General features: G+C 55.6%; 19 protein-coding genes and 1 pseudogene. 6 read left to right on the top strand and 14 right to left on the bottom strand.

From position 1 onward, the window contains the following. Window positions 1–60 precede the first annotated feature (60 nt). The 11 genes from BLO51_RS24975 to BLO51_RS24925 form a co-directional block, all read right to left on the bottom strand. Window positions 61–1,776, bottom strand: coding sequence for an adenine deaminase C-terminal domain-containing protein (locus tag BLO51_RS24975; protein ID WP_090676161.1), 1,716 nt, complete (start codon window positions 1,774–1,776; stop codon window positions 61–63). 21 nt (window positions 1,777–1,797) lie between these two features. Further along, window positions 1,798–2,859, bottom strand: coding sequence for an ABC transporter ATP-binding protein (locus BLO51_RS24970; RefSeq protein ID WP_090676159.1), 1,062 nt, complete (start codon window positions 2,857–2,859; stop codon window positions 1,798–1,800). Window positions 2,860–2,874: 15 nt separating this feature from the next. After that, a complete protein-coding gene (locus BLO51_RS24965; protein ID WP_090676158.1) occupies window positions 2,875–3,663 on the bottom strand; it encodes an ABC transporter permease in 789 nt (262 codons plus the stop codon). Between the two features lie 5 nt (window positions 3,664–3,668). Next, on the bottom strand, window positions 3,669–4,490 hold the full coding sequence (locus BLO51_RS24960) for an ABC transporter permease (RefSeq protein WP_090676156.1): 822 nt from the start codon (window positions 4,488–4,490) through the stop codon (window positions 3,669–3,671). A 30-nt stretch (window positions 4,491–4,520) separates the two neighbouring features. Beyond that, window positions 4,521–5,453 carry a nucleoside hydrolase gene (locus tag BLO51_RS24955; RefSeq protein ID WP_090676155.1) on the bottom strand — a complete coding sequence of 311 codons (933 nt, stop codon included), beginning with the start codon at window positions 5,451–5,453 and terminating at the stop codon, window positions 4,521–4,523. A 116-nt stretch (window positions 5,454–5,569) separates the two neighbouring features. After that, complete coding sequence (locus tag BLO51_RS24950; RefSeq protein ID WP_090676154.1) at window positions 5,570–6,652, bottom strand: ABC transporter substrate-binding protein; 1,083 nt, start codon at window positions 6,650–6,652, stop codon at window positions 5,570–5,572. Window positions 6,653–6,895: 243 nt separating this feature from the next. Beyond that, window positions 6,896–7,243: a DUF2294 domain-containing protein gene (locus BLO51_RS24945; RefSeq protein WP_090676152.1), complete on the bottom strand. Its 348-nt coding sequence runs from the start codon at window positions 7,241–7,243 to the stop codon at window positions 6,896–6,898. 266 nt (window positions 7,244–7,509) lie between these two features. Then, on the bottom strand, window positions 7,510–8,289 hold the full coding sequence (gene pdaA, locus BLO51_RS24940; protein ID WP_090676151.1) for a delta-lactam-biosynthetic de-N-acetylase: 780 nt from the start codon (window positions 8,287–8,289) through the stop codon (window positions 7,510–7,512). Window positions 8,290–8,619: 330 nt separating this feature from the next. Next, window positions 8,620–10,077: a catalase gene (locus tag BLO51_RS24935; RefSeq protein ID WP_090676149.1), complete on the bottom strand. Its 1,458-nt coding sequence runs from the start codon at window positions 10,075–10,077 to the stop codon at window positions 8,620–8,622. A 139-nt stretch (window positions 10,078–10,216) separates the two neighbouring features. After that, entirely contained in the window at window positions 10,217–11,053 is an 837-nt protein-coding gene (locus BLO51_RS24930; RefSeq protein ID WP_167670327.1) for a response regulator transcription factor, read from the bottom strand. Further along, entirely contained in the window at window positions 11,032–11,424 is a 393-nt protein-coding gene (locus BLO51_RS24925; RefSeq protein WP_090676146.1) for a Fur family transcriptional regulator, read from the bottom strand. The genes BLO51_RS24930 and BLO51_RS24925 overlap by 22 nt, the downstream gene beginning before the upstream one ends. Window positions 11,425–11,654: 230 nt before the next feature. Between BLO51_RS24925 and BLO51_RS24920 the strand changes: the two genes are divergently transcribed. The 3 genes from BLO51_RS24920 to BLO51_RS24910 all read left to right on the top strand — a co-directional run bounded on the left by BLO51_RS24920 (window position 11,655) and on the right by BLO51_RS24910 (window position 15,535). Next, on the top strand, window positions 11,655–12,347 hold the full coding sequence (locus tag BLO51_RS24920) for a response regulator transcription factor (RefSeq protein ID WP_090676145.1): 693 nt from the start codon (window positions 11,655–11,657) through the stop codon (window positions 12,345–12,347). Then, window positions 12,325–14,670, top strand: coding sequence for a sensor histidine kinase (locus tag BLO51_RS24915; RefSeq protein ID WP_090676143.1), 2,346 nt, complete (start codon window positions 12,325–12,327; stop codon window positions 14,668–14,670). Before BLO51_RS24920 ends, BLO51_RS24915 begins: the two co-directional genes overlap by 23 nt. Before the next feature lie 199 nt (window positions 14,671–14,869). Then, a complete protein-coding gene (locus BLO51_RS24910; RefSeq protein ID WP_090676182.1) occupies window positions 14,870–15,535 on the top strand; it encodes an NAD(P)H-dependent oxidoreductase in 666 nt (221 codons plus the stop codon). A gap of 836 nt (window positions 15,536–16,371) precedes the next feature. On the opposite strand, the gene BLO51_RS24905 is transcribed toward BLO51_RS24910, so the two are convergent. The 3 genes from BLO51_RS24905 to lplA all read right to left on the bottom strand — a co-directional run bounded on the left by BLO51_RS24905 (window position 16,372) and on the right by lplA (window position 19,908). Next, window positions 16,372–17,586, bottom strand: a complete 1,215-nt coding sequence (locus BLO51_RS24905) for a multidrug effflux MFS transporter (RefSeq protein WP_090676141.1) — start codon at window positions 17,584–17,586, stop codon at window positions 16,372–16,374. Window positions 17,587–17,913: 327 nt separating this feature from the next. Then, window positions 17,914–18,789, bottom strand: a complete 876-nt coding sequence (locus BLO51_RS24900) for a GNAT family N-acetyltransferase (protein WP_245719817.1) — start codon at window positions 18,787–18,789, stop codon at window positions 17,914–17,916. A 132-nt stretch (window positions 18,790–18,921) separates the two neighbouring features. Further along, window positions 18,922–19,908: a lipoate--protein ligase gene (gene lplA / locus BLO51_RS24895; RefSeq protein WP_090676137.1), complete on the bottom strand. Its 987-nt coding sequence runs from the start codon at window positions 19,906–19,908 to the stop codon at window positions 18,922–18,924. A 231-nt stretch (window positions 19,909–20,139) separates the two neighbouring features. Here lplA and BLO51_RS24890 point away from each other — a divergent pair, with 231 nt between their 5' ends. The 3 genes and pseudogenes from BLO51_RS24890 to BLO51_RS24880 form a co-directional block, all read left to right on the top strand. Next, window positions 20,140–20,493, top strand: coding sequence for a c-type cytochrome (locus BLO51_RS24890; RefSeq protein ID WP_090676135.1), 354 nt, complete (start codon window positions 20,140–20,142; stop codon window positions 20,491–20,493). Window positions 20,494–20,723: 230 nt separating this feature from the next. Then, window positions 20,724–21,410: a queuosine precursor transporter gene (locus BLO51_RS24885; RefSeq protein WP_090676133.1), complete on the top strand. Its 687-nt coding sequence runs from the start codon at window positions 20,724–20,726 to the stop codon at window positions 21,408–21,410. Between the two features lie 367 nt (window positions 21,411–21,777). After that, window positions 21,778–21,975 (top strand): annotated as a pseudogene (locus BLO51_RS24880) (ISL3 family transposase); the annotation flags it as partial.

Genomic DNA, 21,975 nt, shown 5'->3' with positions numbered 1-21,975 from the left:
CCTCTTGCCCGCATCTTGGCGGCAAGGGCCGTTTGTCGTCTTATTTCAAAATGTCGGCAGCTACGCCTCGACCAGCAGCGGCACGACCTTGCCCGCGTTCACGTCGATCAGGCCCAGGTCGGTAATTTTGAGCGCCGGGCTGACCGGGAGCGTGTGCGTGCTGATCGACATGATCGGGTTGTAGTGCTTGTACCCGAGCGACTCCATCGCTTTACGCAGCTTCTCCACTTCCTTCGCCGTCTCGTCGAGCGGCGCTTCGGTCAGGATGCCGCCGACCGGCAGCGGCAGATGCGCCAGCACCTGGCCCGCTTCCACGACGCAGAAGCCGCCTTGGCCGCGGATCACTTCGTTAGCCGCAAGCGCCATATCGGCCGGGTTATGCCCAACCACAAGCAGATTGTGATTGTCGTGCGAATACGTCGTCGCCACCGCGCCGCGCTGAATCGTATCACCGCCGATCAAGCCGTACGCCCGGTTCCCGTTCTTGCCGTACCGCTCGAACGTCGCGATGAGCGCATACGGGCTTTCCTGCCAACGGAGCTCGCCGTCCCGGACCTCGACCTCACCACGCGCATCCTCCGTGAAGGTGGAGCCGTCCTTGACCAGCATCACGCGGCACGCATGGCGGCCGTCCGTCGCGCCGTCCGGGCGCACGACAAAGTCCGCTTCCGTCAGCAGAGGCAATTGTACGCTATGGTAGTAGTGCGCCGGGAACGCATGGCCGTGTTCCTTCGGAACATACGCCTCGCGCACGTCGTACACCTTGCGGCCCTGCTTGTACACTTGATCGATCGTCAGCTCCCGCAGGTCCGACAGCAGCACGAAGTCGCCGATTTTGCCGGGGGCGATGGCGCCACGGTCATGCATCCGCATCCGGCGCGCCGGGGTAAACGTCGCGGCGTAGATCGCCTTCTCCGGCGTCATGCCCATACGAATCGCTTTGCGGACGATATGGTCCAGATGGCCGCGCCGTTGGAACGAATCGGCCATGACGTCGTCCGTGACGAAGCAGAAGTGCTCGGAGACGTCGTTCTGGATCAAATAGTTCATGACTTCGTCTGTCATCGATTTTTCCTGAATCTCGATGAACATCCCCGCGCCGATACGCGCTTCCATCCCTTCGATCGTCTGATGCGTGTGGTCCGAATCGACCCCGGCATAGATGACCCGGTGCAGATCCAGATCGAGCAGCTTCGGAACATGCCCCTCAATGACGAGCTTCGGATAATGCTTGCGGATATGCGCCAGAATCCGGTTTGTTTTGCAATCCGGGTCCGTGATGATGTCGACGTAGTTCATGATTTCGCCGAGACAAATGATGTCTTCCGTACGCAGCAGCTCGTCCATATCCTCGATCTCGATCGTGCCGCCGGTCGATTCCATCGACGTGGCCGGAACCGAGCTCGGAATCGCGTAGAACATGTCCACCACGCAGTCGCGGCTCGCTTCAATCATCTGCTTCACGCCGTTCAGGCCGAAAACGTTCGCTATCTCATGCGGCTCAGGCACGATGGTCGTCACGCCGCTGCGGATCAGCCCATACGAGAACGTCTCCGGCGTGATCATCGTGCTCTCGATGTGCAGATGAATGTCGACCAGACCGGGGATCATGTAACGGCCTTGACCGTCCACGATCTCGGCAGCTTCGAACGTCTCCGTCCCGCGCCCGCCGATATAGAGGAACGCTCCGTCCAAGACGGCGACGTTGCCTTGAACGAACCTTTTAAAATAGCTGTTATATACGTGTACCTTCTCGATCAGTAAATCCACTCGCATGATGCCGGTACCTCCAAGTCGTTAGTCTACCAGAACCAATCTGTCCGCAGGGAACAGCAAATGCACCTCTTGCCCGCTGTTGTAAGGGACTTCCATTTCCTTGTTGACCGTAAAATCCCCCAGCTCCGTCTCCACGACGTACTGGTAGCTTCTGCCCAAAAACGTGCTTACCTTGACGCTGCCCTTCACCCGGTTCGGCCCGTGTCCGATCTCCTCCGCGGTGCCGAGCTGCATATCGTCCGGGCGAATCGCGCCCTTCCGGCCCGCGGTTCCTTCCGCACCGGGCTGTCTGGCGGCATGGAACGTATATCCCTTCACCTTCAGCTCGATACCGTCGCCGGTTTCTCGGCGTTCCTCGAACGCGATGAAGTTGTTGAAGCCGATGAACCGGGCAACGAATTCGGTTTTCGGATATTTGTAGATCGTCGAAGGTCGGTCCAACTGCTCGATAATGCCTTTGTTCATGATCGCGACGCGGTCGGAGATGGAGAAGCATTCCTCCTGATCGTGCGAGACGTAGACGGTTGTAATGCCGAGCTCCTGCTGAATGCGGCGGATTTCGACGCGCATATTCACGCGCAGGTTCGCGTCCAGGTTGCTGAGCGGCTCGTCGAACAGCAGTAGGTCCGGTTCGATGACGAGCGCGCGGGCGATGGCGACCCGCTGCTTCTGCCCGCCGGACAGCGCTTTGGGGAACCGCTGCTCGAAGCCCGTCAGGCTCACGACCTCCAGGATGCGAAGCACGCGCTGCTTGATCTCGGCTTCCGGCACCTTCCGCAAGCGGAGGCCGAAGGCGACGTTATCGTAGACGGACAGATGCGGGAACAGCGCGTAGCTCTGGAACACGAACCCGAAGTTCCGCTTGTTGACCGGTACCCGCGTGTAATCTTTGCCGTTCAGCATGAATTTGCCATCTTTGGCTTCGAGGAAACCCGCGATGAGCCGCAGCGTCGTCGTTTTGCCGCAGCCGCTTGGGCCGAGCAGGGAAATGAGCTGCCCCTTCTCGACCGTTAGGTTGAAGTTTTGCAGAATATATTGGTGATCATAGGCGACCGACACATTTTCCAAGGATAGCAATGCCATGAGTACGAGCCTCCGTTATCGTTTGGTAAAGTAAGAAAGGCCCATCAGCCTTTCGATCAGGAACATAAACACCGCCGTGAACAGCATGAGCAGTACGGAAATGGCGGCGATGGTCGGATCGAAATAATTTTCCACGTAGGTCAGCATCTGAATCGGCAGCGTGCTGATGCCCGGGCCCGTCATAAAGACGGAAATGTCCACATTGTTGAACGACTCCAGAAAAGCGATCAGAATCGCCGCGATAATCCCCGACTTGATGTTCGGGAGGACGACCTTGAAGAACGTCCCGAGCCGTCCGGCGCCGAGACTAAGCGCAGCCTCTTCGATGGCGAAGTCGAAGTTCGACAAGCTGGAGGCGATGACGCGAATAATGAACGGAAGCATGATGACCGTATGACCGATGAGCAGCGCCGTATAGATCGGCAGATGGTATGTGACGATCAGATACTTCAGCATCGTAAACCCGAGCACGATGCCCGGGATGAGTATAGGGGAAATAAAGAAGTTGTTCAGGGCGTCTTTCCCCTTGAAATCGAAGCGGCTGAGCGCATAGGCCGCAGGCACGCCAAGCAAGAGCGCGAACAGGTTGCCCAGTATCGAGACGACGATCGACGTTTTGAACGTGCTCATGAACATTTCCACTTCGAAGATTTTCTCGTACCACTTGAGCGAAAAGCCCTGCGGCGGAAATTTCAGCACCGTTCCCGGCTCGAACGAAGCGAAGGCGATAATGACCAGCGGACCGAGCAAAAAGATATAGACAAGCAGCGTAAACAGGCCGAGGCCCCGGTTGTTCTCCTTCATCCCTTCTACCCCTTCGGATTTAAAGTGTTGGCCAGTTTGTTCATCAGGCTGATGACCACGAACGTAATCGCCATCATGATCGTCGCGATGACGGAAGCCGAATACCAGTCGTTCAGCGTGATCGCGTTCTGGTACAGGAACGTCGAGATGACGCGCTGTTTCCCGCCGAGCAGCGCCGGAGTCGTGTACGCGGTCAGGCTGCCGACGAAGACGAGAATGCTCCCGATAATGAGACCGGGCACGCTGAGCGGGATCACGACCTTACGGAACGCGGTGAACCGGGACGCCCCAAGGCTCTCCGCCGCTTTGATCAGATCGGCGTCGATATTCTCCATCACCCCGACGAGCGTGATGATGATCAGCGGCAGAAACAGATGGATCAGACCGATCATCATCGCGGTCGGCGTATACAAAATATCCAGCGGGTCCTGTACGATCCCCATCGCGAGCAGCGCCGTGTTGAACAGCCCCTTCTTGCCGAGCACGATCATCCAGCTAAACGAGCGGACGACCGAGCTGGTAAGCAGCGGGAAGATCGCGAGCGCGAGCAGCACGCTCTTCTTCTTCAGGCTCTGCCGGGAAATATAGTAGGCGACCGGAAAGCCGAGCAGAATGCAGATCGCCGTCGTCACCAGACTGACCTGCAGCGTTGTCAGCAAAATTTTGAGAAAATACGGGTCCTTGAAGAAGTGCAGATACCCGTCGAACGTCACCGTCCCTTTCTGGAAAAAGGTGGACCCGATCGTAATGAGGATCGGAGCCGCCATAAATACCGTCAGAAACAACAGTCCCGGCAGCAATAGCAAATACAGATACGATTTCTTCATCGAACGGTTCTCCTGTTCCTAGATTGGGGGCTACCGGCTCAGCGTCTGCACGAACAGCCGGAGAAAAGCGTCCGCGTCCACATCGGTACAGACCTGAACGTTCGGCTGCTGTCCGAGCCGGTTCTGAAAGTCGCAGACCGTCTGGCCGTCGCACAGCTCGCTGCGGGTTTCCACATCGACGTAATAGGGCTTCGTCGTGATCACCTCGCGGGTCAAGGCTACCCCGACGGCCAACGGATCGTGCAGCGCGCAGGCGCGGACGCCGTTGCGTTCGGCGTAGCGCTGCATGTAATCGGCCGTGCTCTCCTTCACGTAACGGCCGATCGGCGTATCGCCGAGCGCGGCGATATGTTCATCCTTCAGCAGCGCGCGCCGGGTCACATCCAGCCCGACAAGCGTCAAGGAAGGGAACCCGGCGCGCAGCACGAGCTTGGCCGCTTCCGGGTCGACATACATGTTGTATTCCGCCGTCGGGGTCACGTTCCCGAAGCCCGCGACGACACCGCCCATGACGACGACCTCTTTCACGTCGTTTACAAGGCCGGGGTATTTCATCAACGCGAGCGCTAGATTGGTCAGCGGAGCCGTCATAATCAGCGTCACTTCGCCCGGGTTTTCACGCACGCGGTCTATGATGTAGTCTGGCCCAAACCCCTCGGCCGCGCCTTGGCGGACCTCCATGTCCCCCAGCGCCCCGCCGAGGCCGTCCGCCCCGTGAATCCGGTGCTCGAAATAATGGGGACGCAGCAAGGGCCGGTCGGCCCCCCGGATGACCGGGATGCTAGCTTCGGCACCCAGCAGCTGCAGAATTTTGCAGGTGTTGGCCGTCGCTTGATCCAGCGATACGTTGCCATTGACGGTCGTAATGCCGAGCACGTCGAACTGCCCGCTCTTGACCGCGAGCAGAATGCCTAACGCGTCGTCCACACCCGTATCGACATCAAGGATTACTTTTCGTTTCATGCGCTCCGTTAGCTCCTTTCCTTACTCCCGATAAGAAAACAAGGGTACATGTGGATCATATACCCTTGTCCAGCGTTTCGATTATGGTCATGCTATCGCGTTACTTATTGCGTTACTTATTGCGTTACTTCGCGGTTCCAACGGTCGATCCAGCCCTTGAGGTTCTGGTTGACGAACTTCATATCCAGCTTACGCAGCTTGTTCACCACATCCGCGCCGTACGTAATGCCTTGCGCTTCCTCCGGCTTGAGCTGCAGCGTCGTATTCACCGGCGAATCGATTTTGGACTTGGCCGATTTCTCCTGCACTTCCTTGCTCAGGTGCCAGTTGATGAAGTCTTCCGCCAATTGCTTGTTTTTGCTGCCCTTCACGACGTTCACCGTGTTCATGATCGCGTATGCGCCTTCCTGCGGCGTAACGAACTTCGTATCCGGCACGGCGGCCTTCAAATCCTTCACGTACATTTCCATGATCGGTCCGGCGGCGATTTCGCCTTGGGCGAACATGTTCACGAACTCCGACGTTTGGCCGTAGTATTTCACGACGCTTTTATTCAGCGTCTTCAGCTTCTCGAACGCTTGATCCACGTTGAACGTCGAGCTGCCGGCCACGGTCGAAGCCGCATCCAGAATCATCGGGCCGCTTGTCGACGTAATGTTCGGAAGCGTCAGCTTCTTCGCCAGCTCGGGGCTCCACAGATCATTCCACGATTTGATTTCCTTGCCCGCCGCTTTCGGGTTATAGGCGATACCGAATTGTCCGATCGTGTAGGCCGGACCGTAGTCCTCGCCGAGCGGCGCTTTGGCGATGTCATAAATATCCTTCAGGTTCGTGAGGCGGCTGCGGTCGATCTTCTCGAACAGCCCCGCTTCGATGCCCTGCTGCGCGTAATAGTCCGAGAGGTAGATCAGATCGACGTTCGAGCTGCCCTGCTTCACTTTATTCAGACGCTCGGCGTTGTTGCCGATTTCCAGCACAATCTTCACGTTATGCTCTTTCTCGAAAGGCGCATATACTTCTTTCTTGAAGAAGTCCTCGGAGAAGCCCCAGGTGGAAATGACCAGCTTGGCCGGCTCCCCGCCGCCCGCTCCCGGCGCAGCGCCCTGCTCTTTGTTTCCTCCCGCTTGGCCGCATCCGGTCAAAGCCAATCCAATCAGCGAAACGGAAAGCAAGCTGCGAATCATTCGTTTTTTCATCATCGTGTTCATCCTCCAGTGGGAAACATCCCTGTATCCATGATTTAAGATTTGTAGAAACGTTTAACAGTATACTCTCATCGGCATCGGTTCTTCTTGCATTTTATTTAAAAAAGAAAAAACGCCCTTAAATAGAAATAAGTCTTCTACGTAAGAGCGCTTTTTCTTCGTAAACAAAGATAAGCGGCATCTATGGCAATGCATGCGGTCCGCTCGATGATAGATCAACGCCGCGGCTCCGGCCCGTTATTTCGGTTCGTTCAGAATTACGTTCGTAATCGCCCATTGCGTCGCCGGGTCGTAATCCCTCAGCAGCGCTTCGATCTCCAGCCCGAACTCCTGCTCCAGCTTCTCCCGAAGCTTCTTCTTATAGATCGAAGACATGTAAAAGTCGACCTCGTGCTTCAGCGTAGGCGCCTCGCCTTCGAGCGCATCCGAGCGCGGCGAACGACGATGCTTGGCATAATACGTGATGATCCGGTCGTCGATCGTAACCCGCAGCAATGTCGTTCCGAAGCCGAACAAACTCTTCGAGATTTCGTTGTACAGGTGGCACAGCTTCTTTTTATTTTCATTCGTGTCGATCAGGGGCATTCGTTCACCTTCAAGAGCAACCGGCTTTTTGTGATGCGACGTAGTTTAATAATACATAAGAATTTACGATTCTGCAAGCGATTGTTCGGATTTTTTGCGATAATGACGATTTGAAATGCCTTTAATTAGCAGAAAATAGTCATTTTCCGAATAAGAGTTTCGTCGGAACGGCAAATAAGCCGTCATCCCGCCGAAACTCGCGCCGTAACGCTTACTGCGGCGGGAGCAGCTCCCTGCACGGCATGAGACGTTCCGGAATCCCTCCGCTAGTAAGACTTGACCGTCAGCTGATCCAGGCTTTTGAATTCGTAGCCCTGCTGCCGGGCCCCGTCGATGATTCTCCCTAGCGCGTCCGCGTTGTCCTTGGATACCGTGTGCAGCAGGATAACGGCCCCGGGGTGAAGCTGGGCCATGACTTGGTTGTGGGCGTAGTCGCCCCCTTTTTGCGCCCTTGTATCCCAGTCCTTGTACGCGACCGACCAGAACACGCTCGTATACCCGAGCTCCTTGCTTACGGCGAGGCTGCGGTCGTTGAAAATGCCCCGCGGCGGGCGCAGATACGTCATCGTTTGTCGTCCGGTAATTTGGGTCGCGTCCGCTTTTACTTTCTCCAGCTCGTCCTTGATTTTGCCGCTCGAAATCTGGGTCATGTCGGGATGACTCCAGGAATGGTTGCCGATCAGGTGGCCTTCGGCCGCCATGCGCCGCAGCAGCTCCGGCTGGTCCTTGATGTAATGCCCGGTGACGAAGAAGATCGCGGGGACTTTCTTTTCCTTCAGCACGTCGAGCACCCGGGCGGTATACCCGTTCTCGTAGCCGTTATCGAAAGTGAGATACAGCTCCTTCTGCGTCGTATCCCCGAGAAAAATAGCCCCGTGCTTCTCCACAATGGGCTTGAAGCCTTCTTCGTTGATGGAAGGACGGCTGCCGTTCTTGCTCTTCTTGAACCCGAAATGATAGGCGCCGTCCCCTGCGGCAGCCGCTTGGACCGGGACGGCGGCCAGCAGACCGGCCAGCAAGATGGTGGCGATTGCGAAACGTTTCAAGGGTTGGGCTCACTCCTTCTTGTTTTTGTCAGCTAGGAGTCATTATTCCTCGTCCCTCGAAATATATGTGCATGAAATGCGCAGCGGCTCGCCGCCTTGTCCGGCCGAACACACAAAAACCCCTTGGCCCGACAGGCATCTGCCTGCGGCAAAGGGGTCGTATTTCTAAATTCCGTCCAAGATGGACAAAGCTTCTCAGCGCCATGTAGACCGGTAAGGACAAAGTTCTGCGGCAGCATTCGACGGCATTTTCTCCACAGACGGGACTTCGCTTCCGCTCCATCCCTTCGGTGCGCTCCTTGTGCCCTGTTCGCGATGTCTGCCTGCCCGTTAGTTCGATCGCGGAAGGAAGCTTTCGATATCAATACCGAGCCCTTGCGCGAGACGCATCCCGTACTCGGCATCCGTCCGGTAAAAGTTGCAGATCGCACGCAGCTGGATGTCCTGGCTCGTCTGCTTCAGATCGTTGACCAGATTGCGGATCAGGTTATCCTGTTCCTGCTTCGTATAGCTCCGGTAGCGCTCTCCGGCCTGCGAGAAATCGTCGGTTTTCTCGATTTTTTGCCGGACTGCGGGACCGGTCAGCGGCGCTTCGCTTTCCGCATAGGCCGGGTCTTCCTGCGGACTGCCGGAAGCCCTGCTCGGCTCGTAGTTGACCGTGGACTTATCCTGCTTCACGTTCATCGCTCCGTCCCGCTGATAGTTGCGGACCGGCGCATACGGGCAGTTGATTGGAATCTGCAGGTAGTTCGCGCCGAGCCGATACCGCTGCGTATCGGGGTAGGAGAACAGACGACCCTGCAGCAGCTTATCCTCGGAAGGCTCGATCCCCGGCACCAAGGCGCTCGGCGAGAAGGCGGACTGCTCGACCTCGGCGAAGAAATTGTCCGGGTTCCACTTCAGCGTCATGGTGCCGATCCGGTGCAGCGGGTACACATCCTCGGGCCATACTTTCGTCGCGTCGAGCGGGTCGAAGCCCCACCGGTCCAAGTCTTCCGGCGGCATCAGCTGCACATGCAGCGCCCACTGCGGAAAGTCCCCTTCCCTTATCCGGTCGAACAAATCCCTCGTCGCGTGGTTGAAGTCCCTGCCCTGCACGTCCCGGGCCTCGTCAGCCGACAAATTCACAACGCCTTGCAGCGATTTCCAGTGGTATTTGACGTACGTTACTTTCCCTTCCGCATTCACCCATTTGAACGCGTGCACGCTGAAGCCGTCCATTTGCCGGTAATTGGCGGGGGTGCCGTTATCCGAAAACAACCAGGTCAGCATATGCGTCGATTCCGGCGACAGCGTCATGAAGTCCCAGTACCTTGCAGGTTCTTGGATATTGGTGTCCGGTGCGGGCTTGAGCGAATGGACCATATCCGGGAATTTGAGCGCGTCGCGGATAAAGAATACCGGCAAATGGTTGCCGACAATGTCATAATTTCCTTCTTCCGTGTACAGCTTTACGGCGAATCCGCGCGGATCGCGGGCCGTCTCCGGCGAGCCAGTACCGTGGATTACGGTGGAGAACCGAACGAATACGGGCGTCTCCTGCCCGGCCTCTTGCAGAAAATGCGCCTTCGTGTAAGGCTTCATGCTCCGTTCGACGCGGAATACCCCGTGCGCTCCTGCACCGCGAGCATGCACGACCCGCTCCGGGATGCGCTCCCGGTCAAAATGGGCCAGCTTCTCCAGCAGATGGTAATCCTCCAGCAGTGTCGGTCCCCGGCGGCCGGCCGTACGCGAATTCTGGTTATCTCCCACGGGAGCGCCTTGATTGGTCGTCAAACGATGGTTCATATCTTGATCTCACCTTTCATTTATATTTATATTTAGACTTGATCTAAGTTATGACCTTAGTGTACCATCGCTGCATGACGGAATCATGAACATTCCGTGAGTTTTTCATGAAGATCGGATGAAGCGGGCGGCCGACTTGTTAGTCGGCCAGCCTGTATCCGACCCCGCGCACCGTTGCGATGTACTGCGGTGCGGCGGGATTGTCGCCCAGCTTTTTGCGCAAGCTTTTCACATGAACGTCGACGACGTTGCTGCCGCCGGCAAACGAGCTGCCCCAGATGCGGTCCATGATCTCGTCGCGCGACATCACGGCCCCTTGCGCTTCAAGCAGCATCAGCAAAATCTCGTATTCCGTCTTCGTGCATTCGATACGAACACCGCCGCGCTGGACCGTCATTTTCTTGATGTCGATCTGCAAATCCTTGAAGCTGCCGACGCTGTTCCCTTCTTCCGCATCGGCCAGACCGCTGAGCTTGCACTCAATACGGTACATCGCCTCTTGCAGACCCGTCGGCCACGGCAGCAGCTCCCCGAGTCCGGCGAAGCCGTTATCCGCCATCTCCCGCTCACCGACCAGCAGTACCGAACGGTCTTGCTTCTTCGAATCGGAAGCCAGCGCCTCCCGAATGCCGGCCACGCCTTCCCAGTCCGCCGTTGTCACGTCGAACACGAACAGATCGACGGCCAACGCATTCATGATCTGGGCTTCGAACCGGTGAAACACGAGAACGTCGTAGCACTCACCCGCCAGTCCGTTGATCAGCGGATGCAGCGAGCCCGGGAACGGACTGATGACGGCTACGCGCTTCGTTTGGATGCACAGGAAAGGCCTCGTGCCGCCCGTTTCTCCTGTACTTGAAGCCATAGGCGCCGCCGGGCGTTCGGCAAGCCGATCCGCGTCGGCCATTTCGCCCCCCTCAGTTTGTGAATAGCCCATCCGCATGAGCGGCTTTATTACGCGTTCGGATGCTTGCATGAGCTGCATACCCCCTCGAAGACGACTTGGCTGTGATGCACGTCGTAGTTCGTTTTCGCCGCAACCTCCCGAATCCATTCGACAGGCGGCGCGGACAGCACTTCATCGACCCGTCCGCACTTTTTACACACGATATGGTAATGGTCTTCCGTTCGTCCATCGTAACGACAGGCGGTCTCCCCCAGCTTAAGTTCTCGAATCAGCCCCGCGTCCGTCAAGTACCGAAGCGAGTTGTACACCGTGCCATATGCAAATTGGTGGCCGTTCGTACGCAGCCGCTCCATAATCTCGGCGGCCGTCGGATGATCCTCGCAGGTTTGGATCAGATCCAGAATCGTTTTGCGCTGCGTGGTTAAATTCAATCTGCTCATCAGGCTCACCCCTTTAATAGTATTTAGACTTAGTATAAATTTAATTGAGGTAAAGGTCAATAGCGGGAGGCAATGAACCTGCCGGAACTAGCCTGCGCGGTTCTCCAATTTCCCTTCGTAAGAAATTTGTAAGAAATCGGGTAGCTTTTTTGACAAAAGTCTCCTTTAATATAGACATATGCGCTTGCAAGCAGCCGTAAATCCGAATGCAGCATTCAAGGGGAACCATTATGCAGAAGTACAATGTGCTGGTGGCCGACGACGAACCCGAGATTCGTGACGCCATCGAGATCTATTTGAAGAACGAGAACATGAACGTGTTCAAAGCGAGCCACGGCTTGGAGGCTTTGGACATTCTGGAGAAAGAAGATATCCATCTGATCATTCTGGACGTCATGATGCCCGGCCTGGACGGCATCCAAACGACGTTCAAAATCCGCGAAAGCCGCAATATACCGATCCTGATGCTATCCGCCAAATCCGAGGATACGGACAAAATCTTAGGGCTGACCGTCGGCGCAGACGATTATCTGTGCAAGCCCTTCAATCCACTGGAACTGACCGCCCGGGTGAAGTCCCAGCTTCGGCGCTACACGCATCTGGGACCTTACAAAGCAACCGAGGACGAGATCGAAGTCCGGGGCCTCGTGCTGAACAAACGCAGTAAAACCGTCTTCGTGGATCAGGAGGAAGTCCGGCTGACGGCGACGGAATATCGGATCCTTGAGCTCTTGATCGAGCATCGGGGACGTGTGTTTTCGATTGAGGAGATTTATGAAAAGGTATGGAAAGAGCCGTATTTCAACGGCGAGAATACGGTAGCGGTGCATGTGCGGCGAATCCGCGAGAAAATCGAGATCAACCCGCGGGAGCCCAAATATTTGAAGGTGGTGTGGGGCATTGGCTACAAAATCGAGAAGTAAGCTCGTCCCTTGGCTCGCTTGGGGATTGCTCTCTTACCTTATTGCGCTTGGGTGGCTCACCGCCTCGGACTTGCTAAAGAACCAGAAATATCTTCAAAAGGACTATTACTTTCGCTCCCCAGCCTTCTACGAGCAGCTCCAGCAGCATTTCAATCTGTTCAGGAATGTCCATGTGGTCTATAACCGTTACGAGAACAAGACCAATGCCGAGAAGATCGGGCAAGCCCGAATGGAGCAGTGGACCCGGCATTTTGAAAGTGTCAAGACGATCGAGGTAGAGCAAAGACGGGCAGAGGTGCAGGAGCAAAACCGGCAGCTCAGGGAACAGCTGGCCAATGAAATGCAGAAGGCAAAGGAAAAGCGCGAGAATCCCCCCAATCCCTCGGGAGAGGTAGAACCGGGAGCGCCGCAGGCGCAAATGCAGGACCCGCAGAACCGGCCGGACTCTGAAGAGCAAGCCGAGATTGCGCGTATAAAAAAAGAAATTGCCCTACTGCAAGACGCAGAAGTCAACATCTCACCGAACGCAGAACTGGATAAAAACCAACGGATCGAGAAGGAAATCAAAGACTTTCTTGATTTCCACAACAAACAATACGCTGCCGTCAAACACAGCTTGTCGGCCCGCAGCGGCTCCTTTGAATATTATGTCAATGACCTCGAAACCCGCGAGAAGTATTCCAATAAGAGCGGGTATCCAGGTCAGGCGGCCATGCAGGAAGCGTTTTATGCCATCCGCTTACCGCAAACGACGTTGGAAGGCGGCGCTCTGCAATCGATCAACCGTGCTTTCCAACAATATCGGCTCGAAGGCATTTTTCTGTTTCCGAAGGAGCCCCGCGGCTTCAGTCAAATGATTGCCGACCACGCATACTTCAATACGCTGCGGCAGCGGTTAATTTATGAGCTGTACCTTCTGGGGGCCGTCGTGGCGGCCGTTGCTGCTCTGATTTTTTACTTACGCCGAAATCGTTATGGGATCGACATTGTACAGCAGAACGATACAGCCGTCATTCGCCGGATTCCGCTGGAGCTCCGTTGGCTGCTCCTCTATGTTCTCACGATGTTTGCGTTAAGCTATGGAAGCTCCGCAAACATATTCCGGCTGCCTGTCAGTCCGAGCCATTTCGCACAATGGACGCTGCTGGCGCTGCTGATCGGCTGTCTGGGCCTCCTGCTTGGCGACACATTGCTGCTGCTGCGCAACCCGCAGGCGCTCCGCGATCAGTGGAACGCCGGGCTGTTCCGCAAGCTGGAGGGGTATTTGGGGGACATTCTGGTACAAAAAAACATCTTGTTCAAGGTCGGCTTGATCTGTGTCCTGACCTTGCTGTTCGGTTTTTTCCTAATCAACTTTGGTGATTATATGATTAAGAAGAGATACCGTTATAATTATGGAGAGTTCATTTTATCGGCAGGGTATGTGCTGTTTTACTCATTTGTCATCGTCCCCTACCTCCTGCGCCGAATCCGGCAGCTGGTCCGCATCCTGACCGGCGCGGAAGCCATCGCCTCCGGCCGATTCGATCATACGATCGAGGAGAAGGGCCGCGGCAATCTGGCCCGGCTGGCGCACCTGCTGAACAACATCAAGCAGAGCATTAAGACTTCCGTCGAACGAGAGACGAAGAGCGAGCGGCTGAAATCCGAGTTGATTACGAACGTATCCCACGATCTGAAGACGCCGCTCACCTCGATCATGAACTATGTCGATTTGCTCAAGCATAAGGACCTGCCACCGGAGACCGTAGCGAGCTATGTCGAGATCCTGGATCGGAAAACGCAGCGGCTGAAGGTGCTGATCGACGATTTGTTCGAAGCGTCTAAAATGGCGAGCGGGTCCGTGGAGCTGGCGGTGGAGAACGTCAACGTGGCCGACCTGCTGCTGCAGGCACTGGCCGAATTCAGCGATAAAATCGAGGCTTCCACGCTCACCTTTCGCGTCCGGGTGGACAACCCGAAGGTAACCGCTCCGCTGGACGGGCGCAAGACATGGCGCGTCTTCGAGAACCTGATCAGCAATGCGCTCAAATACGCGATGCCTCATACCCGGGTTCACCTCACGTTAACCGAAGAAGCGGACAAAGTCGTCTTCACGATCAGCAACGTGGCCGCCTACGAGCTCAACTTCGATGTGGACGAAATTTTCGAGCGGTTCAAGCGGGGGGACCCGTCGCGGAATACCGAAGGCTCGGGCCTCGGGCTTGCAATTGCAAAAAGCATCGTCGAGCTGCAAGGCGGACAGCTTCGCATCGACATCGACGGAGACTATTTCAAGGTGCGCGTCGAGTTCGCCCGGGAAGCGAAGGCCGCCGCATCTTAACCATTATGTTGTCCGCTGCCCCGTGCAGAAGGGCGTGTGTAAAGAAGAGGTCCGGGAGACAGTTCCCGCGGCCTCTTTGCCATCACAGTATACAAATGAGAACTATATAACAAAAATGTGCGTACTTACGTATTTGGATGCTGGAGGTTATAATGCTTTGCAGGGACTCATCGAAATTATTGAAAGCGAGGCGTTACCGATGGAAGCAAGAAAACAGCAAATTTTAGAGGCGTTTCAGTTCAGACATGCGTGCAAGGAATTCGATAGCAGCAAAAAGATCAGCGACGCCGATTTCCAGTTCATTCTGGAGACGGGACGGTTGTCGCCAAGCTCCTTCGGCTTCGAGCCGTGGAAATTTGTCGTCGTGCAGAATCCCGCAATTCGCGAAAATCTGCTGCCAGTCACTTGGGGAGCATCCAAGCAGCTGCCGACCGCCAGCCATTTTGTCGTCATCCTCTCCCGCACGAAAGCCGATATGGTCGCCGATTCCGACTATATTCAAACCATGCTGACGAACGTCAAGCAGTACCCGGAAGAGGTCCGCGCCAGCTATACCAAGCTCTATCACAAGTTTCTGGAAACGGACTTCCATCTGCTCGACAACGAACGCGTGATGTTCGAATGGGCATCCCGGCAGACCTATATTGCTTTCAGCAACATGATGACGGCAGCTGCACAAATCGGCATCGACTCTTGCCCGATCGAAGGGTTCGACAAAGCCAAAGCAGAGCAGGTGCTTCGAGAAGAAGGGATTCTTCAAGGCAACTTCGGCATTTCCTGCATGGCCGCTTTCGGCTACCGCGTGACCGAACCCCGCCCCAAAACAAGACAATCGCTTGAGCAAGTCGTGCAGTGGGTGAACTGATTCCGAGCCAAGCGTCTTCTCGCGGGCAATCGGCTTGCCCTATAGACAACCCCTTCGATCCGCAGCGGAAGAAGGGGTTGTTTGTTCTAAGCGGACGGACCGGCTGGCGCCGATACCGGTTTGCCGCCTTTCGTTCGGGCCCCGAGTACATTTGCTCGGCAACGATTGGTCGGATATTTTGAAATGCATGTTGGAGGAACTTTTCGTTAAATTAACCAGATTTTCTTCGGGCACTACATCCAGCGTAGTCTGAACCTTCCCCGCGATCCGTTTGACGCTTGTCAGAATGAACGCTGTACGGGCATCGGTATTGTACGGGTTCTCCACCTTCAGCGATTCGTCGGCTCACAATCGGCCAAGATCGGTTTTTGGAAACGTATCCCCGGAGCGTAAAGACCGTCCACCACAGTCCATCGTAAAACCGAGGAAACTGCTCCGGCTCCAGAATCGGCGTAAGAACCGAGCTTGTGAGTAACAGCAGCCCGGTGGCGATCGACAAGATTCTCATACGGATTTGGAACAAAAACCTCACTCGATTTCTCTCCTTCGCTATGTCGAAGAACAAGATTCTACAAAGCGGATTTCAACAGTACACCGTAATGAAGGGGATTTCCGCCCCCGAGCTGCCGAATCACGTACGCACCTGCTTCCGATGCAGGCAGGCGTATCTTATACATATACCGGTAAATTCGCGCTGAAAAAGTCCTTTCCTGCACCCGGAAAAAGACTTTTTTCGACAATGTTCCCCGTGAAACGATTTTATCTGATGGAATACACAAAAGCCCTCCGCATCGGGGCTGCCCCATACTGCAGAAGGCTTCATTACAATAAAAAATTTATTTTTCATACCGCCGTACGAGCAGCCAATAGCATAGCACAGAGCTGACATCGGCTGCAGCGATCACAATCCCCATCGGCACAGCGGTCTGATTGCCTGCGATGCCGACCAGCGGCGCCACGATCCCGCCGAAGATGAACGACAGCACGCCGAGCAAAGCCGAGGCGCTTCCCGCCGACTCGCTCTGGTTGCGCATCGCCAGCGAGAAGCCGGCTGTGGACACGATCCCGACGCTGGATACGACGAAGAACAAAGGCACCAGAATGGCATACAGCCCGGCTCCCGATACGATCGCAAGCAGCAGCGCCACACCGGCGATCGAAGCCAGTGCCAGCCCGCTAACCAGCAGCCGCTTGTCGCTGACCCGCCCGGCCAGCCGCCCCGCGACCTGTCCTGCGAGAATGATGCCGAGGCCGTTAATCGCGAAGCAGACGCTGAACATTTGTGGTGACACGCCGAAAATATCCTGAAGCACGAAGGGCGAACCCGAAATGTAGGCGAACATGGCGGCAATAACGAACCCCTGCGCCAGAGCGTAGCCTATGAACGTCCGGTCGCTCAGAAGGCGGCGGAACGTCGTGAGCGTATTTCCCAGGCCTCCCTTGGATCGCCGCTCCTGCGGCAGCGTCTCCGGCAGCGCCAGCACGACTGCGATCAGCATCAGCACGCCGATCAGGCCGAGCACGACAAACACGCCGCGCCAAGAGGTAACTTCCAGCAGCTGCCCGCCTACGATGGGTGCGAGAATTGGTGCCGCCCCGTTCACCAACATCAGCAGCGAGAAAAACTTCGTCAGCTCCGTCCCCGAGTACATATCCCGCACGATCGCCCGCGAAATGACGATCCCTGCAGAGCCCGCCATCCCTTGGATAAAACGCAGCAGCACCAGCAGTTCGGCGGACGGAGCGATAGCGCAGAGCACCGAGGACACGCCGTAGAGGATCAGGCCGATCAGCAGCGGCAGCCGCCGGCCGCGCACGTCGCTGACCGGTCCGGCATACAGCTGGCCGAGCGCCAGCCCGAGCAGACAAGCCGTCAGGCTAAGCTGTGCCATCGACGTGCTGCTGTTCAGATCGCCCGCCAGCTTCGGCAGTGCAGGCAAATACATATCTAGCGAGAGCGGCCCAAAAGCGGACAACGAGCCTAAGATGAACACCATCCATATCCGGCGCGACGGCACGGAGCCTTGCGCCGAAGCTTCGATCCGGCTCATAGGCCCATGCCTCCGTTCTGCATCCGATCCTCATGTTTCGTCATCAGCGTCATCACCCGATTTTGGACAAACACAACCTTTCCTCCCTGATTCATACAGCGACACATCTCTTTCTTATCCGTAGTTGGGACAGAGGCATGTTCTCCCTATTTTGCGGTCCCTTGTTGTAACAATTATAGTTACATGTAGGTTTAAAAGTCAATGCAAAATACGCGCAGCAGCTGCGGCTAACGTTGCGTTAAAGCTGTGCTTTCTGACCCTTACTCAGAAAAAACGCAGGCGGCCTCTCGTTCCGAGGCTCCTGCGTTCTGCTGCCGATCGACCCGCCTATCCGCCGAGCTCCATCGTATAATAATCGTTCGCGTTCAGCGCCCGGAAGCCGCACGACTCGTACAGCCCAAGCGCTCGGGGATTGTCCGCCGCAACCTCCAGCTCGAAGCGAACCGTCCCGTCTTCCCGGTATACGCGCTCCATCGTCCGGGCCAAAATTTCCCGCCCGCATCCGCGTCCCCGGTACTCCGTTAATACACAAAATTGGAAAATAAAGGCGACGCCTTCATCCACACGTACAGTCAGCTTACCGATCGGCTTACCGCCCAGCTCCGCGACATACGTTTTCTCTTTCTCGTCTGCTACAGTCGTCTCTACGAATACTCTGGCATCCTCATACGTCATATCGAACCCCTGCCGGTTGAGCTCCGTCAGCAATTCGATATCGTCCGCCGTCGCCAATCGGAGCTCCAGCGCTTCCGCTTGCCGCGTATCCGGAACTTGCGGCGGTTGCCCGTCCGGCACCCGCATCTCCATCCAGTGCTCGGAAAATGAATAGACCGCTCCCCAGGCATGCAGGAACGCTTTGCCCGAAGCCGAACGCTCCTGACATATAAAGATCAGCTTCGGAATCCCGCGGCGCCTGCATTCTTCGGTCGCCGCATCGGCCAGTCTGGTGAACACGCCCTTCCGCCGATGATGCGGATGCACCATGCCGCTGATCTCCGCTTCCGTCGACCCGAAGGAGTAGATCCCCAGAAAACCGATAAGCTCTTCCCCTTCATACATCAAAAAGTCGTTCGTCACCCCGGCCGGCCTTGCGGAAAGCATGTCCCAGTTTAGCTTCAGCGTAATGCCATCTTCCGTGTTGCACAGGTCTGCGAGTGCCCGAATATCGCGCAATGCTTGCTCCGAGAGTCCTTGTTTCTCCATCAATTTCAATCCGCTTCCTCCACTTCGTTACCATATTAGTCTTTAGTATACTGTAGTGGAGAAAGTTTCAGCTGATAATGATTGATTTACAATCGTTTTTTCCCGAAGCATCCAGCAGCCAAAATACACCGCTTATAACAGCAGCTCCAGCCACTCGTCCTTGGTCACCTGACCGAAGTAGTGCTGCAGATTCACATCGTCCAGCACCCCGGCTAGCGCAGCGGTATCGTAACGGACGCCTTGCAGCTTGGCGGCAAATTCCTCTGCATCCCCTTGGCCGAAAAAATCGCCATATATTGCGGCCTCGCGGATCACTCCCGCTTCCACGTACAGCCGGACGTCGAACGTACCGGCAGACAGGCGCTTCACGCGATGAACGTTGAACGCCGGGGACCGGCCGTAGTTCCAATCCCAGCTCCGGTACCGTTCGTCCGCAAGCTGCCGCACCGCTTCCCAATCGGCTGGACTCAGCTCATACCGCTGAACCTCCGATCCTTCGAAGATCGAGTCCAGCAAATGCTGCCTGAACGCCTCAATCGTCATCGGCCCGCTCAAAAATTCCGTAATGTTCGCCACCCGGCTGCGGACCGACTTCACGCCCTTCGACTTGAACTTCTCCGGATTGACGTTCAGCGCGGATGCGACATGGTCCATCTGCGAATCGAACAGCAGCGTGCCGTGGGTAAACATCCGCCCTTTGGTGGCAAACTGCGCATTGCCGGATATTTTCCGCTCTCCGACTTGAATGTCGTTGCGCCCCGTCAGCTCCGCTTCGACGCCAAGCCGATGCAGCGCGCTAACCACAGGCTCGGTAAACTTGCGGTAGTTGTGGAAGGACTTGCCGTCATCCTTCGTAATGAAGCTGAAATTCAGGTTCCCGAGATCGTGGTATACTGCCCCGCCGCCGGACAGACGCCGCACGACATGAATGCCGCGGGCCTCGACGTACTCCCGGTTGATTTCCTCGGCCGTGTTCTGGTTTTTCCCGATAATGATCGACGGCTCGTTAATATAAAACAACAAATAATCATGGTCCGCCGGAAGCTGCTTCAGGGCATATTCCTCCAGCGCCAGGTTCAATGCGGGATCGGTAATGCCGTTATTGTCAATGAAAAGCATGGGCTTCTCCCCCTTCTCCTGTTCGAACGGACAGCACTTCCCGTTCCAGCTCTATTATAGCAAGGGCCGCAGCATGGATCGAGCGTCTTGTCCTCCGCGGCCTGTGCATGAAAAAAAACCGCGTAGGAAAACCTAGGTTCGACATCCCTGAACGCACAGGGATGGGAGTTTGATTATGGCCAGGGGTTCCTGGCCGACAAGTTCCAGCATTCTTTCAAAGGAGCTCGCCAGATGAACAAAACATTCGTATGTGTCGCCCTTCTCCTTGCCGTTTCACTGTCTGCTTGTAATCAACCCGCCAAAACGCCGCCGCCCGTGGATCAAGGAGCCGCAACCCCCGCCCCGGGAGGCGGAACCGCTACCGTGGATGCGCAAGGGATCTATAAGCAAAATTGCATCAGCTGTCACGGCGCCAATTTTGAAGGCGGGGTCGGCCCTAACCTGACGAAGGTAGGCGGCAAGTACTCCAAGGACCAGATCGCGGCCATTGTTGCCAATGGCAGAGGAGGAATGCCTGCGTTCAAAGGCAAGCTGTCCGATGCCGATACCGGCGCCATCAGCGATTGGCTCGCCGCTAAGAAGTAAGAGTAAGAGGCCCCCTTCTACGGAACCGGGGAATGCAAGCTTTGCCAATGGAAAATCCCCTGAATCGGCCGCCCTGAACGATACTGCGGCTTCTTCAGGGGATTTTTATGTAAAATCGCTCCATTCCTTTTCCCGAACGTTTCTGCTATTCTGTTATTCGATCGGGCTTCCGGCCCATCCGCGGTTCGAGACCATCCCGCGTTATCAAAACTAAGGGGAGGAAACGTTAAGTGTTTAATTTGACATGGGGAATTTTGTTTGTCGTCGTGAATTTTGCTTTGTTTCTGCTCTGCTATCGTTTTTTCGGGAAGAAAGGACTGTACGCCTGGATCGGCTTCGCCACTGTGCTGGCCAACATCCAAGTCGTCAAAACGATCGAGCTGCTCGGCATCGTGATGACCCTCGGCAACACCGTCTACACGTCCATCTACATGTCGACGGACCTGCTCAACGAGAAGTACGGGACGAAGGAAGCCAAGCAGGCGGTATGGTTTGGCTTTTTCAGCTTGGTCGCTTCAACGGTCATCATGCAGATGGCGCTCGTGTTTACGCCGCAGGAAAGCGACATCGCGCAGAGCTCGCTCGAGACGATATTCGGCTTAATGCCGCGGCTGGCTGCCGGCAGCTTATGCGCCTATTTTATCAGCCAGTTCCTTGACGTGCGGGTATACAGCTACCTGAAGAAGCGCTTTCCCGTGTACAACCAGTTCTGGATTCGGACGAACGGCAGCACGGGGCTTAGCCAGCTTGTGGACTCGCTGGTCTTCTGCACCATCGCTTTCGCCGGGGTGTACACGCTGGACGTCTGGCTGCAAATTTTGCTGTCGACCTACTTGTTCAAATTCGTCATCTCCGTCGCTTCAACGCCGGTGCTCTACATCGCCCGCAGCTTCCGCATCAAAGAAGACGGGGCTTGATTCGTGATAAAGGCTTATCAAAAATGAGTAAATTACCACTGCTGCAAGCTAAACTTATGGAAAATAGGAAGTATTATTTATGGCGCATTCAGGGGATACATGGTATGTTTAGGACTATAGTCAATGGATTCTGGCAACGATAAGAAAAATACCATGAAGTGTTGGTCGCACACCATGGTCTGCTGGATAACAAGCTGTGACGCTCTAGAAATAGAATTTTGGTACACTTCATTGTGAATTCAGGGCTCAAAACCAAAATTAGCGGTTGACGAATTCAAATGAGTGTAGAACGAGGATTAAAATGGAAAAACATCTGCAAATCCTGTATTGTTGTAAGTCCTACCAAAACAACAAAAGGATATGACAGATGCCACTCCAGTATATCAACGAACTGCTCGGATTACCAGAGCTAAAACTTCAAAAAATCGTCTCGATGGATGCCCAAGAAGTTCATCTGGAGGCATTGCCTGTAGCCACCAAACAACCTTGCCCCATCTGCCATTCTGAACAAGATGTGAAGCGTGACGGCCGCAACAAACCGCGCAAGATTCGGCATCTGAGCATC

This window comes from Paenibacillus tianmuensis, from assembly GCF_900100345.1.
Classification (GTDB): Bacteria; Bacillota; Bacilli; order Paenibacillales; family NBRC-103111; genus Paenibacillus_G; species Paenibacillus_G tianmuensis.
Note: the sequence above shows the minus strand (reverse complement) of the source record. Positions and strands in the feature narration are given on the sequence as shown.